Source organism: Haloarcula salina (assembly GCF_049603855.1).
GTDB lineage: Archaea > Halobacteriota > Halobacteria > Halobacteriales > Haloarculaceae > Haloarcula > Haloarcula salina_A.
Genome location: NZ_CP187146.1, coordinates 669276 through 685100 on the forward strand (window position 1 = coordinate 669276; position 15825 = coordinate 685100).

15 protein-coding genes are annotated in these 15825 nt (G+C 66.9%); 5 read left to right on the forward strand and 10 right to left on the reverse strand.

The genetic code is table 11. The features are described from left to right. Positions 1-78: 78 nt before the first annotated feature. The 6 genes from ACOZ4I_RS03385 to ACOZ4I_RS03410 form a co-directional block, all read right to left on the reverse strand. Positions 79-612, reverse strand: a complete 534-nt coding sequence (locus tag ACOZ4I_RS03385) for a DUF5815 family protein (RefSeq protein ID WP_424003033.1) — start codon at positions 610-612, stop codon at positions 79-81. Between the two features lie 55 nt (positions 613-667). After that, complete coding sequence (locus ACOZ4I_RS03390; RefSeq protein ID WP_424003035.1) at positions 668-1441, reverse strand: hypothetical protein; 774 nt, start codon at positions 1439-1441, stop codon at positions 668-670. 98 nt (positions 1442-1539) lie between these two features. Then, positions 1540-2361, reverse strand: a complete 822-nt coding sequence (locus ACOZ4I_RS03395; protein ID WP_424003037.1) for a hypothetical protein — start codon at positions 2359-2361, stop codon at positions 1540-1542. Positions 2362-2438: 77 nt separating this feature from the next. Further along, the gene (locus tag ACOZ4I_RS03400; RefSeq protein WP_424003039.1) at positions 2439-2849 is read right to left on the reverse strand and encodes a DUF7124 domain-containing protein; all 411 of its coding nucleotides are present in this window, start codon (positions 2847-2849) and stop codon (positions 2439-2441) included. Between the two features lie 48 nt (positions 2850-2897). Further along, positions 2898-3107 carry a hypothetical protein gene (locus ACOZ4I_RS03405; protein ID WP_424003041.1) on the reverse strand — a complete coding sequence of 70 codons (210 nt, stop codon included), beginning with the start codon at positions 3105-3107 and terminating at the stop codon, positions 2898-2900. Positions 3108-3152: 45 nt separating this feature from the next. After that, a complete protein-coding gene (locus tag ACOZ4I_RS03410; RefSeq protein ID WP_424003043.1) occupies positions 3153-4403 on the reverse strand; it encodes an NAD(P)/FAD-dependent oxidoreductase in 1251 nt (416 codons plus the stop codon). A 132-nt stretch (positions 4404-4535) separates the two neighbouring features. On the opposite strand from ACOZ4I_RS03410, the gene ACOZ4I_RS03415 reads away from it, so the two are divergent. Then, complete coding sequence (locus tag ACOZ4I_RS03415) at positions 4536-5141, forward strand: DUF6149 family protein (RefSeq protein ID WP_424003045.1); 606 nt, start codon at positions 4536-4538, stop codon at positions 5139-5141. A gap of 403 nt (positions 5142-5544) precedes the next feature. Here ACOZ4I_RS03415 and ACOZ4I_RS03420 read toward each other — a convergent pair whose 3' ends face one another. Together ACOZ4I_RS03420 and ACOZ4I_RS03425 are read right to left on the reverse strand one after the other, a co-directional pair. Then, positions 5545-6903: an NAD(P)/FAD-dependent oxidoreductase gene (locus tag ACOZ4I_RS03420; protein ID WP_424003047.1), complete on the reverse strand. Its 1359-nt coding sequence runs from the start codon at positions 6901-6903 to the stop codon at positions 5545-5547. A gap of 80 nt (positions 6904-6983) precedes the next feature. Further along, entirely contained in the window at positions 6984-9203 is a 2220-nt protein-coding gene (locus tag ACOZ4I_RS03425; protein WP_424003049.1) for a histidine kinase N-terminal 7TM domain-containing protein, read from the reverse strand. Between the two features lie 122 nt (positions 9204-9325). On the opposite strand from ACOZ4I_RS03425, the gene ACOZ4I_RS03430 reads away from it, so the two are divergent. Further along, positions 9326-10201, forward strand: a complete 876-nt coding sequence (locus ACOZ4I_RS03430) for a homoserine kinase (RefSeq protein WP_424003051.1) — start codon at positions 9326-9328, stop codon at positions 10199-10201. A gap of 31 nt (positions 10202-10232) precedes the next feature. On the opposite strand, the gene ACOZ4I_RS03435 is transcribed toward ACOZ4I_RS03430, so the two are convergent. Then, the gene (locus ACOZ4I_RS03435; protein ID WP_424003053.1) at positions 10233-10529 is read right to left on the reverse strand and encodes a hypothetical protein; all 297 of its coding nucleotides are present in this window, start codon (positions 10527-10529) and stop codon (positions 10233-10235) included. A 182-nt stretch (positions 10530-10711) separates the two neighbouring features. Continuing rightward, positions 10712-13195, reverse strand: a complete 2484-nt coding sequence (locus ACOZ4I_RS03440) for a BGTF surface domain-containing protein (RefSeq protein WP_424003055.1) — start codon at positions 13193-13195, stop codon at positions 10712-10714. Positions 13196-13563: 368 nt separating this feature from the next. Between ACOZ4I_RS03440 and ACOZ4I_RS03445 the strand changes: the two genes are divergently transcribed. From ACOZ4I_RS03445 to cmk, 3 genes are all read left to right on the forward strand, one after another. Continuing rightward, positions 13564-14214, forward strand: a complete 651-nt coding sequence (locus tag ACOZ4I_RS03445; protein ID WP_424003057.1) for an adenylate kinase — start codon at positions 13564-13566, stop codon at positions 14212-14214. 87 nt (positions 14215-14301) lie between these two features. Further along, positions 14302-15201, forward strand: a complete 900-nt coding sequence (locus tag ACOZ4I_RS03450; RefSeq protein WP_424003059.1) for a DUF106 domain-containing protein — start codon at positions 14302-14304, stop codon at positions 15199-15201. A 45-nt stretch (positions 15202-15246) separates the two neighbouring features. Further along, a complete protein-coding gene (gene cmk, locus ACOZ4I_RS03455) occupies positions 15247-15825 on the forward strand; it encodes a (d)CMP kinase (RefSeq protein ID WP_424003061.1) in 579 nt (192 codons plus the stop codon).

Consider the following 15825-nt stretch of genomic DNA (forward strand, 5'->3'; position numbering starts at 1 on the left):
CCACCGATCGGCGGCCGCTGTAGAAGCCGACACCGCGTCGCTCACCGTACTTCTCGGCGACTCTGCGGTCCGACGGCGCTAGATCGCGGTGTCGTTGCGACCGTCGAAGTCTCGCTCGCGGCGGTACTGCTCGACGAACCCGGCCACGTCGAACTGGAGCATCTGCTCTTCGAACTCGGCCATCACGTCGTCGTCCTCGGCGTGGCTCACGGCGTGTTCCATCAGTTCGACGACCAGTTCGACGACGATCTCGTGGAGTCGTCGCGAGTCGAAGTCGCTCACCCACGCCAGCGAGAAGCCGACGTTGCCGTCTTCGCTCGTATCGGCGGCGACGACGGTGTCGGGGAACTCCTCCATGACGACCCCCATCAGGTGGACGGTCGTGAACTCCTCGTAGTCGTCGCTGGTCTCGATGGTCGACTGGAGCACCTCGGTGAGGAACTCGGGGACGAACCGTGCCAGCGGGTGCGGGTCGAGCACGACGGCGTGGGTCTCGCCGCAAGCGCACTCGAACTCCCGCATCCCGAGATGGAGGTCGTGGGTGTCGACCCGCTCGCCACAGGGGAGTTCGAGTTCGGACTCGCGTCCGCCGGGCACGCGCGGTTCTGCCATTGACCGTCGTTCGGCGCTCGCGCGGTTAAAGGCCGCGATACGAGTCGAGACCCGCTCAGAACCCGCTCGCGGGCTCCGTCCCGTCGGCGAAGTCGTCGGTCGAACCGGTCGCCTGCACGTACGCGACCGTGGTCACGGCGAGTCCGAAGACGCCGACGACGCTGGAGAGCACGGTCGAGACGGTCGCCGAGATGGCCGACGGCAGCGGAAGCATTCCGAACAGGAGGCTGACCGCGATTCCGATCGCCGCCAGGACCACCGCGATGACCACCGTCGGCAGAAGGTTGTCGCCGACGACGCTGATACTGTTGCCGATGGACTCGATGACGCCGCTGTCGTTCAGCGCGACCTCCTGTCGAACGAAGAAAAACAGCAGCGCGAGCACCAGCCCCGGGATGATCAGCAAGAAGATCCCGATCGCGACCGCGATGGCCACGAGGAGTCCCGCGGCGATGGCGACGCCGACGGTGCGGCCGAGACGACGCGTCACGTCGTCGGGAATCGGATCTTGGTCGCCGCTGGCGAACGCGCGGACCGCGACGACGTTCAGCGCCTCGCCCCCGACGAAGAGGACCAGCGCGGCGACGCCGGTGACCGCGAGGGGCAGGTCGATCGCCAGCGACACGCTCCCGGCCGTCGCGGCCTGGCTCACCTGCGCACCCTCGGGGAGCCGGCCGATGAAGAGGTCAAGAAGCGCCTGCGAGAGCGACGCCCAGACGACTGCGTTGAGCAGTCCCAGGAGTACGAACGCACCGGAGAACACCGCGCCGCGCTCGCTCAGTAACTCGTCGATACCGTCTTGGAAGGCACGACCGATTTGGAGGGACACGGTTCCACTCCCGTGCCGTGGCGAGATAAAACCGGGTGAGGGTATGTCAGCAACTCACGTACGAGCTCCGATCGTCCTCTCGGCGGAAGGTGCACATCTTAGAACGTCTCGTCGGATCCGTCCGCCCGCACCTGCACGTACGCGTCCGTGATCACGGCCAGATTGAACGCCGTCACCGGGGCCTGTAGCACGATGGACGCGACCTGGAGGAGCGACCGGCTGGGGAGGTCGATCGCCTGCGGGAACACGACCGAGAGCACAGACGCGATCGCGGGAATCGCCGCGAGGAGTCCCACGAGAAACAGGAGAAACAGCAAGACGAGGATCTGCGCCGGTGCGTCGAGGAACCGGGCGAGACTGTGTTTCACCGTGTCGACGTACCCGCCGTCGTTCAGCGCGATGGCCTGCCGGAGGTACACGAGGACGACGTTGAGGACGAGCGAGAGGATGCCCGCTGCGAGGCCGGCGATGCCCGCGAGTACGGGGCTGAACGCCTGTCCGAGGACGTTAGAACTCATCGAGAGGGCGAACAGGCCGACGGCGACGCCGCCGCCGAGGACCACCGCCATGACCGCCCGCTCTCGCGCGTCGTCCGAGCGAATCTCGTCTGGGCCGGCGAACAGCCGGATCGCCCAGAACCGGACGAGTTGGCCCACGAGCATGAACACCACGACGAGCACCGCGGCCACCGGGAGCGCCAGGTCGAGGCTGAAGGGGCCGACGAAGCTTGCAACCCCGGCCCCACCGCCCGGCGGGCCGCCGCTCGGGCCGAAGGAGTCGAAGAGCGCGCGCGTGAACGACGCGCTGGCGAACTGGTTGGCGAGCGAGAACAGGAGGAACACGCCCGTCACGAGCACGCCGTTCTCGCTGAGGAGGTCGTCGAGTCCGTTCCGAAGCGCGTCACCGATCTGGAGGGCCATGTCTGTCTGCCCGGCGCGGGAACTGATAAAAATTGGGCGGTGGCGAGCCGCGAAACCGCCCGCCAGTGGCCCGTCCGTCAGGGCCAGTCGTCGCGGTCCTCGTCGCTCGATTCCGTCGGGGCCTCCGGTTCGCCGAGTTCCCACTCGGCAGCCTCGGCGGCGTCCTCGACCGCCAGGTACTCCCAGCCGGCGCGGTCGGCCAGGTCGGCGTCTTCCTCCTCGGTGCCGACGAACACGTGCCGGTCCGTGTCGAACTGCTCTTTGACGTTCTCCAGGCTCTCTTCCCGCCCGCGCGGGCCGGAGAAGAAGTCCTGCCGGATCCGGTGTTTCCGGGTGAAGTTCGTCACGACGTACGTGGGCTGTTCGGAGATGACGCCGACGTACTCGGACCACTGACGCGCGTCGTTGAACACGCTGTCGGGGTACGCCAGTTGCTTGAGGGCGTCGAGGTCGAACGCGAGTGTCATGTCGCCGCTGCCGCCGTCCATGCACGGCACTCCGCCCCAGGGTGAAAAAAGCGCGTCGTTCCCGGCCCGCTACTGCCGCCTTCGGTCCTGGTCTTCGAGCATCTCGGCTGTCTCCCGGATCGCGGCCAGTTCGCGGGTCCCCTCGCCGTCGTTCGAACCGTGGGCGTAGTTCGTCGACCAGTCGAGGACCGAACCGGCGAACGCGCTGTCGCCGTCACGCTCACCGTCGCTTTCGCGACCGAGCAACCGTGCCAGTCGCCGCCGGAGGGCGCGAAACATACCGAAACTGTGTCTCGCAGCCTGAAAAAGATCCGCCTGCAGACGTTACTCGGCCGGGGCGGACGTCTGGGCCTTCACTTCTTCGAGGTCGACGTCCTTCTCGAGCAGCAGTTCCTTCTTGTCCGCGACCTGGCGCTCCTCGCGGATGAGCTTCTTGAACTTCGACTGCTGGGAGAGGTCGCCGATCAGCACGCCGCCGATGAGCTGGCCGTTCTCGAACGCGAGACGCCGCCACTCGCTGTCGGAGTACTTCCGTTCGGCCTCGTCGTCGCCCCGCGTCGGGTGACCGAAGGAGAGGAACGGGAAGTCGAAGTGCGTGATGGAGTACGAGGAGACCCAGCGGAACTCCTTCTCTTCGGCGTCCGCGACCATGTTCGTCCCGGCGACCGAGCCCTGCTCCTTTGCCGAGCCCCACGCGCCGTTCTGTGCCTGGGAGTCGAGGATGGTGTCGTAGAACTGGGTGAGGTCGCCCGCGGCGTAGATGTCTTCGACGTTGGTCTGCATGTACTCGTCGACGACGACGCCGTCGTCGAGTTCGAGACCGCTCCCGGCGAGGAACTCCGTGTTGAAGTCCAGGCCGATGGCGACGCCGGCCCACTCGCCGTCGTAGTGGTTACCGTCGGGGTCGACCGCGCCCGTGACTCGTCCGTCGTCGTCGACCTCGAAGTGGTCGACACCGGACTCGAAGACGGGTTCGACGCCGTTCTCTTCGAGGGCCTCGTGGATGATCGACGCGCCGTCCTCCGAGAGCGCGTAGCGCCACCAGCGGTTCCCGCGCATCAGGTACTTCGCGTCGATGCCCTGTGCGGCACAGACCGCCGCGAGGTCGATCCCGAGCAGGCCCGCCCCCACGATGATGCCCTGGTCGGCCTCGTCGGCGTGCTCGCGGATCCCGCGCGCGTCCTGGAACGTCCAGAAGTGGTGAATCCCCTCGGCGTCGCTGTTGTCGACCGGAAGCTGGGCCGGCGTCCCGCCCGTCGCGACGAGGAGCTTGTCGTACTCGTAGGTGTCGCCCTCGTGCGTATTGACCTCGTGGGCGTCGGGGTCGATGTCCGTCACGTGCGTGTTCAACTGGAGGTCGATGTCGCGCTCCTCGTACCACTCCGGCTCGTGGATGGAGATCGGCGCTTCCGGGAGCTTGCCCTTCGCGAACTCCTTGATCAGAATCCGGTTGTACAGTGCCTCGCCCTCGTCTGTGAGGACTGTCACGGACGCATCCGGGTCCGCTTCCCGAATCGTTTCGGCCGCGGACGCACCCGCGATGCCGTCACCGATTATCACGTGCGACGTGCTCATGTACGGCCGATACGAAATCGGCCTTAAAGTGGATTGCTATCTGCGTATCGTTTGCGAGATCTCCGGTAAACGGGCCGAAATCGACCGGTAGTCGGGTCTTTGAAGGCGCTGCAGCCCGTATTTAGCAACAAGATGAAGATATACCAGAACCCGCGACACTGGGCGAGCAAGAAGGCGCTGACGACGCCGGGCGTTCGGTCGGTGGCGAACTACGGGCTGGTGAAACTCCACACCAGGATCTTCCTCGGGAAGGCCGACGAGGACCGCCGGGAGGAGCGCCGCGACCACCTCGACGACTTCTTCGACGCCACGATGGACACCTACGTGGCCGCGCTCCAGGAAGAGTATTCGGAGGCCGAAGCCCGCGAGATCACGCACGTGCAGGCCAACTTCGACTTCTACAACCACGGCTGGACGGAGATGATGGAGTTCCCGGCCGCGGAACTCGAAACACACTTTTCTCGATACGATGAGTTCTTCGAGACCCACGGCATCACCATCGACGATCCGCTCGGCTCGTTCCGGCCGGCCGACGGCGTCGCCGAGGCCCCGTCGACGCCGGAGAAACTGGACGACCCGGAGCATCCCCATGCGGTCGGCGGCTTCGCCGACGACGTGTACGTCGAGACCGAGGACGGCGAACTCGTCGTCGGCGGCGGCGAGGAACCCGACGACGTGAGCCCGGCGGACGCGCCGGTACTCGACGAGGACGACGTGGAGAACGCGGCCGGCGACTGACCCCGGACGACGCGTCGCGCGGCGCGCCCGTCAGGTCACTGAGCGCGGCTGTACCCACTCGGAACCGGTGAGCCGACGGACCCCACCCCTGAAACGTCGGCGCGCGGTGTGGACCCACTTCGCGTTCTGAGCGGTCCTCGCCCCCCAGCGAGTCCCCCTCACACGGTCCGCGGCCGACACGGCCTCGTGACCCGGTAGGTGTGGCCGATAGATCGGAGCCCGCTTCCGAAGACTCCAGTCCTGCTCTGTACCGTACGCGCGATACGATACAGTCTGATTAAGGAGTGGTTGGCTCATAAAACTTACTTATGCATTAACATATGTCTGACGATAATTAGCGTATTGGTATATAGTGGTACGTATTCGGAGGCCACACACAGAGGGGTGATGCAGTACGAAGCAGTCAGTCGGCCGATTCCGACGCCGGGGTGTTCGGCTGCTCGATCCCGGTTTCGCGGCCGTCGATTCGGTCGGCACACTCGAAGCCGGCGACGACGCCGCCGTTGAGCGAGCGTTCGGGGTACTGGGCGCGCGAGGCCATGCCGGCGTAGTACAGGCCGTCGGCGACGGCGTCGCCGAGGTCGTAGGGGACGACCATGTCCAGATAGCCGCGCTCGTACACCGGCGCGGTTCGGGGGTTCCGGGCCGTCCGAATCCAGTTGACGGCATCGCGGTCGAACTGCGGGAACAGGGTTTCGATGCCGCTGAACCAGGTCTCGGCCACTTCGTCGTCGGTCTGTTGCCAGACGTCTTCGGATTCGTCCTGAATGTACCGGGCCACGTACAGCAGGTGCTCGCCGCCGTAGCGCTCGGTCGAGACGAAGTTAGTATGCTCGATGAGCGCACCGAACGGCGCGTCGTCCGCGATGTTCAGCCAGTAGGTATCCAGCAGCGACTCCTCCATGCTGATGACGGAGCAGACGGTCCCCTGGAAGTCGATGTCGCAGGCGTAGCCAGTCAGGCCTTCGAGCACGTCCGGCATCGTCGCCACGACGACGCTGTCCACGTCGTGGTTCGTCGAGTCCGCGCCGTCGGTCGCCGTCAGCGACGAGACGCGCCCGTCGCTCGTCTCGATGTCTGTCACGCGCGTGCCCGTCTCGATGTTCTCGCGGCCGACGGCGTCGACGAGCGCGTCGAGCAGGCGGCCGAAGCCGCCGTCGAAGTAGCCGAGTATCTCGCCGTTCAGGAGGTCTCGCTCACCGCGGAACTTGATGCGGCCCAGCAGCCACGCCGCGCTCACGTCACCCTTCCGGCTCCCGAACTTCGCGTCCAGCAGCGGCTCGAAGAACGTCTCGTAGACGTTCTGCGTGGTGTGCTCGCGGGCGAACTCCTCGACGGGGACGTCCTCGAAGTCCTCCAGTCGCTCGTAGGTGTCGAACTTCGGAACGCCGCCTCGAACGTCGATGTCCAGCGTGAGCATCCCCAGCCGGAACTTGTCGTAGAGGCTCCAGTGGGGAAAGGAGAGAATCTCCCAGGGCTTGTCCATCGGGTGGACGACGCCGTCGACGTAGTAGGCGTTCTTCCCGACGTGCCACTCGACGGCGTCGCCGAGCCCGAGGTCCTCGGCGAGGTCGACGATGGTCTCCTCCGACTTCGAGAGGTGGTGATAGAACTTCTCGATTGGGTCGCCGGCCGTCTCGTAGGTGGCGGCCAGCCCGCCGAGGTCATCGCTCGCCTCGAAGACGCGCACGTCGTGGCCGCGCTGTTTCAGCCGATACGCTGCCGAGAGGCCGGCGATACCGCCGCCGACGACGCCGATCATACCCCGACGTATCAGCGGTCGTGGGATTTAGTTTGCGCTTTGGCCGGCGACCGGGACGGGCCGGCGGGACCGTCCCCGCGTCAGTGGCCGGTTTCGATTCCTGCGTCGCCTCCGACCTCATGCGGTCGGTTCGCCGCCTCGAACTCGGCGGCCGACGCTTGCTGGAACTCGAGGACGGCGACGGTCCCGGTCGGCTCGTTGTCCTCGAACCAGAGTTTGCCGTTGTACAGATCCATCATCACCGAGACGAAGTAGATGCCGAAGCCGCCGGCGGTCTGATCGGGCGTGAGCCCGCGCTCGAACACGGTGGTCTTCAGTTCGTCGCTGATCCCCGGCCCGTCGTCGGCGATGCGGAGTTGGAGCCAGTCGCTGGCCTCCTGTACCGACACCGTCACCGTCGGCGTGGCGGTGTCGTTGTGGTCGATTGCGTTCCGGAGGATGCTCAGGAGTACCTCCTCGAGCAGTTTGTTCGCCTGGACGTAGTAGTCGCCACTCAGTTCGCACTCGATGGACGGGCACTCGTACTCCGCTCTGATGGACTGGACCGATCGCTGGACTGTCACGTCGAGGTCGACGACCTCCAGGCGCTCCGCCTCGCTGGCCGTCACCGTGTTGTTGATGTCGCGGATCGTCTCGCTCATGTCCGTGAGCCGTCCGCACCAGGTGACGATACTGTCGAGGTGGCGTCGCTTCGACGGGGGTACGTCGTCGCGGACGTGCTCCGCCCGCCCGCGGATGACCACCATCGCGTTGTGGAGCGAGTGTCTGAGCACGCCGTTGAAGAACTCGATCTGTTCGCGGCGGCGCTTGACCGACCCGCGGCTCTGCCGGAGTTCGCGCTCGCGCTCGACCTGATCGAGCGCGACCTGCGTGGTCTGGGCCAGGACCTCGGCGTATCGCCGGTCCTCTGTGGCGAAGTCGCCGTCGCCGGTCGTGCCGATGGCCAGCACGCCGTGCGATCCCAGTGGGAGCATGAGCGCGGCCCTGAGCGCCCCGACACCATCGCCTTCCAGACTGACCGTCCGAGCCTCGCCGCGCTCGTACGTCTCCCAGAGTGCGCTGTCGGACCGGTCGTCGGGCGACGCGGTGAGCAGGTCGTCGTCGACCTGTTCGTCGACCGCCTCGCTGACGACCATCGGCTCCAGACGCTCGTCGCGTTCGAGGAACACCCCGGCCGCGTTCTGGTCGAGCACGGCCGTCGCGAACTCGACCGCCATCTCCGCGATGGACTCTGCGGTCTCCGCGCCGATGAACTGCTGGGTAGCGGACTGGAGCGCTTCAAGTCGCTCCTGGCGACGCTGCTGTCCGGTCACGTCCCGGAGGACGACCAGCCGGCCGCGCTCCTCGCCGAACTGGTCGGTGATCTCCGTCGTCCGGGGGTTGTAGTACGTGAACGGCTCGCCGAAGGTGAACACCTCGCCCCTGTCGATCTGTTCGACCAACCCCGGGGCGACGTCGTCGATGGTGTTTCCCACCGGGGCCGGGTGGTCGAGCACGCTCGCGGCCGCCGCGTTGAAGTCGACGACGACGCGCTCGTCGTTCAGCGCGATGACGGGGTCGGGGAGGTCGTCGACGAGGCCGTCGCCCGACAGTTGGGTCACCGACAGCGAGTCGTCCTCGAACAGCGCCCAGCCCACGAGCGCCGTGTTGAGCGAGAACGCGATCGGCGTGAAATCGAGCCCCGGATGGAGCGTGAGGCCGGTACTATGTGCGACCGAGACGGCGAGTGGGAGCCCCGCACCGGCGACGATAGCCGCGGTCTGTTTCCGGTAGACGTTGCGAGATTCGAACAGGAACTCGACGAGGAGCGCGTAGCCGAAGACGAGCAGGACGTACCCGACGGCCGACTGGACGGCGTACACCGCGCCTCGACGCACGACGAACAGCGTCGCGCCGCGCTGAGCGACCGGGAGTACCGTCGTCTCGACCAGCCCGTGTATCGGCGCCGTCAGTAGCAACAGCACGTAGGCGTTCGAAGCGAGGACGATCGCGGCGAGACGGAGCGGGCTGAGCCACTCGCGACGCCCGGTGTAGATGAGAGCAAACACGACCCACAGCGCGACGACCTGCGCCGCGATGATCCGGTCGAGTGCGTGGGCCGCTGTGGCCGCGCCCGGCGTGTCGGCGAGGAGCTGTGTGATCGCGATGACACACCAGACGCTTCCGACGAGGGCAAGGAGGCCGTACGAGAGCGCCCCGGGCCGGTCACGGTTCTGTGACGCCATGTACGCGACCGTGAGCGCAGTGACCACTCCCCCCGCGTTCCCGAGGATGGCGACGGCGACGAGGTCGACATCCATGACTGAGTCTACCGGACAGACATCGGTTCGACTCTTATTGCTTTGGGCTGGTTCTCACTCGTGAGAGCGAACCACTGTGTCGGTTCGCTACCTTTTTGCCTACACTGCTGAAATTCCCGGGCATGCTGACAGTCCGGGCGCCGGCTACCAGTGCGAACCTCGGGAGCGGCTTCGACGTGTTCGGTGTCGCACTGGAGCGTCCGGCGGACGTGGTCCGACTGGAGAAGGCGGACCGGATCACCATCGAAGTGACCGGGGCCGGCAGCCAGTACATCCCGGAAGACCCCGACAAGAACACCGTCGGCGCGGTCGCCGAAGCGCTCGATGCGCCCGCGCGAATTCAGATCGACAAGGGCGTCCGCCCGGCCTCCGGGCTCGGCTCCTCCGCCGCGAGCGCCGCCGCCGCGGCCGTTGGGCTGAACGAACTGTACGACCGCGGCCACACGCGCGAGGAACTGGTCCCCATCGCCGCGAAGGGCGAGGCCGTCGTCTCGGGCGACGCCCACGACGACAACGTCGCCCCCTCGATCCTGGGCGGATTCACCATCGCGACCGACCAGGGCGTCACGCAGGTCGACGCCGACATCCCGCTGGTCGCCTGCCTGCCCGACATCGTCGTCTCGACGCGCGACGCCCGCCGGGTGGTCCCCGAGACCGCCCGCGTCGAACAGGTCGTCGAGACCGTCGGGAACGCCGCGTCGCTCACCACCGGGATGCACCGCGACGACCCCGAACTCGTCGGGCAGGGGATGCACGACACCATCGTCACGCCCGCCCGCGCGAAACTCATCGACGGCTACGAGACCGTCCGCGAAGCCGCGCTGGAGGCCGGCGCGACCGGCGTCACCATCTCCGGGGCGGGACCGACCGTCATCGCGGCCTGCGCGGAGGCCGACCGGCGTCGCATCGCGAGCGCGATGCTCGACGCCTTCGGCGATCGCGGGGTCGACGCCCGCGTCTACCAGACCCGAATCGGCCGCGGCGCGGAGGTTTTCTGAGCACCGGCCCGGACGCGTCTCACTTCGACCGTCACCCGGCGACGAGTTCGGGCGCGACGGCCACGAGCGCGAGCAGACACACCAGCACGAGAATCCCCGTCAGGCGGAGGACACCGGCCGCCACCCGCCGGTCGCTGGGGAGTATCTCGGCGACGCCGGACAGGGCGGCCCCGGCCAGCAGAAACAGCACGGCGACCGAGGCGGCGTCGCCGACGAGCGCCGAGTACGCGTACAACAGGCCGAGCGCGAGCGCGCCGGCGAACATGACGGCCGCGTGACGGCGGCCGGACGGCTCGCTGAATAGCGCGTCGCTGATCGTGGAGGGCATCACGATGCACTGCGCTCACTGGCGGAAAAACACTTGCGGCGCGTTGACCCCCTCCCGCTGTCGATGTCAAACCGCCCTACAGGCTGCGATATCCTGTCTTCGACCGCCCGTCGGCCGTCGTGGTCGCTGGTGCGACGTGACGTGTTCAAAAAAGAAGCTGCCAGGGACCGGACCCGCCTCGGTCAGACGTCGCGTCGGGCGGCGAGGAGCGCCGCGGCGACGAGCGCGACGAGTGCGGCGAGTGCCGTGAAGCCGGGGCCGGACGCGGGCGTGGTGCCCGATTCCGTCGGCTCGTCGGTGCTGGCCGCCGTGGGCTGTTCCTCGGTCGACGCCGCGGTCGATTCGTCGTCGCGCTCCGTCGCGGTCGGTTCGTCCGTCGACCGCTCGGTCGGCTCCTCTGTCGGCGTTTCAGTCGCCTCCCCGGAGTCGCTCACGTTGGCGCTCGCTGACTCGGCGGAGCCGTTCGCGGCGGCCGCGGTGACGATGCGGCCGTCTTCGTCGGCGGCGAAGCTCTCACCGTCGACGTCGAGGACGTCCGCGGTGAAGTTCGCACCCGGCGAGTACTCGCTCATGTCGGCCGTAGCGGTGAACGTCCCGCTCGACGTGACGGTCGCGGCGGGACGGTGGATGAACGGGTTCGCCTCGCTCTCGGAGTCGAGGCTGACCTCGATCTCCGAGCCGGGTGCGACCGTCGTCGTGCCCGAGACGGACTGGTTCGCGGCGGCCTCGACGGTCACGAGTCCGCCGGTCGTGTCGAGACCCGCGTCGCGGTCCGTGATCGTGTAGTTGGCCGTCCCGCCGTCGTCCTCGTCGGTCAGCCCGGTGGCGGCCGAGACGAGGAACGTCGCCGTGACCTCGTCGTCGCCGTCGTCGCGGAGCGGCGTCCCGCTCTGGTAGTTCGCGTCCGCCAGTTCGACGGCGACGAAGTACGTGTCGTTGTCGGGGTCGTCGACGACGACGACGTTGCTGTCGTTGAGTTCTAGCGGATCCTTCTCGGCGTTCGCGCCGACGTTCGTCCGATTGACCCAGAGGGTGAACGCGTCCCCGTCGCCGGCCGCCTGGAGGAACGCGTCAGTGGTGTCGCTCGCGCCCTCGACGTCCGTCCGGTAGTCGAGCGCGCCCTCGATACCGGAGGCGGAGATCCGGTGGACGACGACGTCACCGTCTGCGACCTCGGTCGACTGCGTGAGGTTCGCGCCGACGCGGTCGTAGATGCCGACGTCCTCGTCCGTGAGGTCGGCGTCCTTCGGGGCGACCCAGCTCTGGACCCGTTCGGTCGAGCGTGCTTCGAGCCGGAGCGTCCCGACGGAGTCGGGGTCGTCGCTCGGACCCGTGCCGGCGGTCGCGTTCATCTCGTAGCTGGCCGCATCCAGCGCTTCGGCTGTGAGGTCGGCTCGCGCGAACGACCCGCTCTCGCTGACGCCGCTGATCTCGTCGTCGCCAGAGACGCTGAGGACGTCACTTGCCGAAACGCTCGTGTTCCCGCTGTTGGGGACGCCGGCGAGGTAACTGTTGAACAGGACGGTGACTTCACCGTCGCCGTCGTCGTCGGTGATCTGCCCGGAGACGGCGTAGTTGTCCTCACTCTCGTCCCCGATGACGACGTAGCCGTCGTCGGTGTTCTCGAACTGGTAGGTGACGCTGACCACGTCGCCGCGCTCGTCGGAGACGACGCGCTCCGCGAAGCGCACCTCGCCCTCCTGTGACTCGGAGACGGTGATGTCCGCAGAGGTGACCGTGACGCCGGTCTGATTGTCCGTGACGCTGACCGTGTACGGGCCGTCACCGGCCGTGTGGCTGCCGAAGTCGAACTCGACGGCCTCGGTGCCGTCGAGGGTCTCGACCGCGGTCGCGACTTCGTCGCCGTCCCCGTTAGTCAGCGTCGCGGTCGCCGCCGTGCCGCCGCGGACGGCGCTCACGTCGGCGGTGATGCTGTCCTCGTCGGTGACGTCGGTGTCGCCAGCCTCGACAGTGAGGTCGAGGTCGCTGACGCGGAACCCGGCCGTGTCGGACCCGGACGTGATGTCGTAGCGCTGCCCCGCGTCGATGTCGTCCGTGTCGAAGACGTAGACCTGGCTGCTGTCCGCGTAGCTGCCGTCGAGGACGACGCTCCCACCGTCCGCCTCGACGAGCAGGTTCGTGTCCGAATCGGCGTCCGTGTCCTCGATAGCGATGACCTCGCCGTGGTACACGTTCGCGTCGGAACCGCCGGCGGCAGCCGGTGTGACCGTCTGCGAGGTCACGTCGATGTCCGTCGCGGTGACGGACCCGCTCCCGAAGTCGGTGAGCTGCACCGTCAGGTTCCGGTTCGGCGTCACGTCTTCCGCGAGGTCGATTTCGACGCGGCCGCTGGTCCCGTCAGCGTCGATGCCGTCGACCAGCGTGCCGGTGACATCGTCGCCGTCGAGGTAGACCGTCAGTTCGCCGGTCCCGTCGAGGCCGTTCGTGACGGACTCGTTCAGCGCCAGTTCGACCGTACTGCCCCCGCTGGCGGCCGAGTACTCCACGGCCTGCTCGACGCTCACGTTACTCGCGGCGGCCGCCGTCCCGGAGACGGCGACGGTCCCGGCGACCACTGACATCACTACCAGTGCCGCGAGGAGCAGGCTCCGGAGCTTATCGGCCGCTCCCGGTCTCGATTCTGTTCCTGTGCTGTCCGTCCACATCGGCAGTCTCCACCGCGCGCCTCGCGCGCCGTTCGGAGAGCCACGCCGAGTCGAACCGTCGGCATTGTACACCATGCGTTTTAGGCAAGCCTAAAGTAACACAAATAGGTTGCGAATTTTAGGCTAGCCAAAAAATATGATGCTTAGCGGAACGCGCCGTGCCGACCGACCTGATCGTCAGACCGGCGCGTCGTGTGTTTTTAGGCCGGCCTAATCTATAAAGGCCTTCCGATCTTTAGGCTGGCCAAAAGTGTGGGTCATGACGACAGCTCGATCGCACCACTCTCCCGTCAAATGGCGGATGGTGGGTCCCGCTCGCACGGACGCGTTTGGACAACCATTTAACGGACCCCGGAGAACTCGCGGCTATGTCGAACCCGCGAATCCTGATTCTCGGTCCGCCGGGAGCCGGCAAAGGAACGCAGAGCGCGAACCTCGCCGACGAGTACGGCGTCGAACACGTCACCACCGGCGACGCGCTCCGCGCGAACAAGGACATGGACATCAGCGACATGGACACCGAGTACGACACGCCTCGGGAGTACATGGAGGCGGGCGACCTGGTCCCCGACGCGGTGGTCAACGCCATCGTCGACGAGGCCCTTTCGCAGGCCGACGGCTTCGTGCTGGACGGCTACCCGCGAAACCTCGACCAGGCGGAGGAACTGGAGGACATGACCGACCTCGACGTCATCCTCTCGCTCGACGTCTCCCGGGAGGAACTGGTCGACCGACTCACCGGTCGGCGCGTCTGTGACGACTGCGGCACGAACTACCACGTCGAGTTCAATCAGCCCGAGGAGGAGGGCGTCTGTGACGAGTGCGGCGGCGACCTCATCCAGCGCGATGACGACAACGAGGAGTCCGTCCGCAACCGCCTGGACGTCTTCGACGAGAACACCGCGCCCGTCATCGCCCACTACGAAGACCACGACGGGTTCGTCGCCATCAACGGCGAGCAGACGCCCGACGAGGTGTGGGCCGACATCCAGGCCGCCGTCGACGAGCGCACGGCCTGAAACCGGCCTGAGTGGCCGTTCGAAGCCGAGACCGCCGAGACGGACAGAGTAAAACGTTGATATGCCGTCGTACCTCAAGCACACATAATGGCACGTACCGCGCCGAAGGTAGAACGACTCGCCGAGGACGGCGAGGAACTGACCGACGCGCTCGCGGAGGTCCTCTCGGTGGCCGAAGAGCAGGGGACCGTCACGTGGAGCGATGTCAGTGACGACATCACGAGCGGCGAGTGGGGTCGGCTCATCGAGTCCGGTCTGCTCATCGACGCCGACGGCGAGGGGTTCGTCGTCGACGACCCGGAGGGCGTCCGCGAGGCGCTCGAAGACGCCGACGCCGCCCCGAGCGACGACGACGAGGACGGCGGCTGGTCGACGTGGGACAAACTCGCCGGGCTCGGGACGCTCGGCCTGTTCGCGGGCTACTCGCTGACCTCCGTCAGGGACGTCATCGCGGGCGGATTCGTCGACCTCTTCCTCGGTCCGCTCAACGACCTGCTCCCCTTCTACGTCGTGATCCTGGTCCTCGCAGTCATCACCGGGACGACTTCGACCATCCTGCAGGACAACCTCATGGACATGTCCGGGATGGGCGACCACCAGGAGAAGATGGAGGACTTGAAAGAGCGCCGCCAGGCCGCCAAGGAGCGCGACGACCAGGAGGCCCTGGACCGCCTCGAACAGGAGCAGATGGAGCTCATGACCGACCAGATGGGCATGTTCAAACAGCAGTTCCGCCCGATGGTGTGGATCATGCTGGTCAACATCCCGCTGTTCCTCTGGATCTACTGGATCGTCTTCGGCGGCGGCCAGATCCACGACCCGACGCCGCCGGTCATCACGCTCCCCATCTTCGGTGAGGTGGAGGCCTGGCGGAACGCGGTCGCCGGCCCGATCCAGGCGTGGATCCTCTGGTACTTCCTGTGTTCGCTCTCCTTTACCCAGATCATTCGGAAGGCGCTCAACGTCGAGACGACGCCGACCGGGTAGGCGCGAAGAGACAGCATTTTCTACCGGGACCCCCCGAACTCCTGTATGTTGATCACCGTCTCCGGCCCGGCCGGCAGCGGCAAGAGCACGCTCGCGAAGAGCCTGGCCGACGCGCTGGACTACGAACACGTCAGCGGCGGTGACATCTTCCGCTCGCTCGCCGAGGATCGGGGGATGACGCCGCTCGAACTGAACAAGGCCGCCGAGGAGGACGACCAGATCGACCGCGACCTCGACCGGCGGCTCCGTGACATCGCCGCCGAGCGCGACGACCTCGTGCTCGAATCCCGTCTCGCCGGCTGGATGGCCGGCGAGTACGCCGACATCAAGCTCTGGCTGACCGCGCCGCTGGACGTGCGGGCCGACCGCATCGCCACCCGCGAGAACAAGCCCCTCGAACAGGCCAAGACCGAGACGCGAGAGCGCGGCGAGAGCGAGGCCCAGCGCTACAGCGACTACTACGACATCGACTTCGACGACCTCTCTATCTACGACCTGTCGGTCAACACTGCCCGCTGGGACCCGCAGGGCGTCCTGAGCGTGACGCTGCACGCCGTCGAGTCCTACAGCCCCGACGGGGACGAGGGGAAAGCGCCGGTCGAGAACATCCGGTACGAGTTCTGA

Coding starts and splice junctions, on each gene's coding strand:
- ACOZ4I_RS03385 (WP_424003033.1), bottom strand. CDS start 612: ATGGCAGAACCGCGCGTGCCCGGCGGACGCGAGTCCGAACTCGAACTC.
- ACOZ4I_RS03395 (WP_424003037.1), bottom strand. CDS start 2,361: ATGGCCCTCCAGATCGGTGACGCGCTTCGGAACGGACTCGACGACCTC.
- ACOZ4I_RS03400 (WP_424003039.1), bottom strand. CDS start 2,849: ATGGACGGCGGCAGCGGCGACATGACACTCGCGTTCGACCTCGACGCC.
- ACOZ4I_RS03405 (WP_424003041.1), bottom strand. CDS start 3,107: ATGTTTCGCGCCCTCCGGCGGCGACTGGCACGGTTGCTCGGTCGCGAA.
- ACOZ4I_RS03410 (WP_424003043.1), bottom strand. CDS start 4,403: ATGAGCACGTCGCACGTGATAATCGGTGACGGCATCGCGGGTGCGTCC.
- ACOZ4I_RS03415 (WP_424003045.1), top strand. CDS start 4,536: ATGAAGATATACCAGAACCCGCGACACTGGGCGAGCAAGAAGGCGCTG.
- ACOZ4I_RS03420 (WP_424003047.1), bottom strand. CDS start 6,903: ATGATCGGCGTCGTCGGCGGCGGTATCGCCGGCCTCTCGGCAGCGTAT.
- ACOZ4I_RS03425 (WP_424003049.1), bottom strand. CDS start 9,203: ATGGATGTCGACCTCGTCGCCGTCGCCATCCTCGGGAACGCGGGGGGA.
- ACOZ4I_RS03430 (WP_424003051.1), top strand. CDS start 9,326: ATGCTGACAGTCCGGGCGCCGGCTACCAGTGCGAACCTCGGGAGCGGC.
- ACOZ4I_RS03435 (WP_424003053.1), bottom strand. CDS start 10,529: ATGCCCTCCACGATCAGCGACGCGCTATTCAGCGAGCCGTCCGGCCGC.
- ACOZ4I_RS03440 (WP_424003055.1), bottom strand. CDS start 13,195: ATGTGGACGGACAGCACAGGAACAGAATCGAGACCGGGAGCGGCCGAT.
- ACOZ4I_RS03445 (WP_424003057.1), top strand. CDS start 13,564: ATGTCGAACCCGCGAATCCTGATTCTCGGTCCGCCGGGAGCCGGCAAA.
- ACOZ4I_RS03450 (WP_424003059.1), top strand. CDS start 14,302: ATGGCACGTACCGCGCCGAAGGTAGAACGACTCGCCGAGGACGGCGAG.
- cmk (WP_424003061.1), top strand. CDS start 15,247: ATGTTGATCACCGTCTCCGGCCCGGCCGGCAGCGGCAAGAGCACGCTC.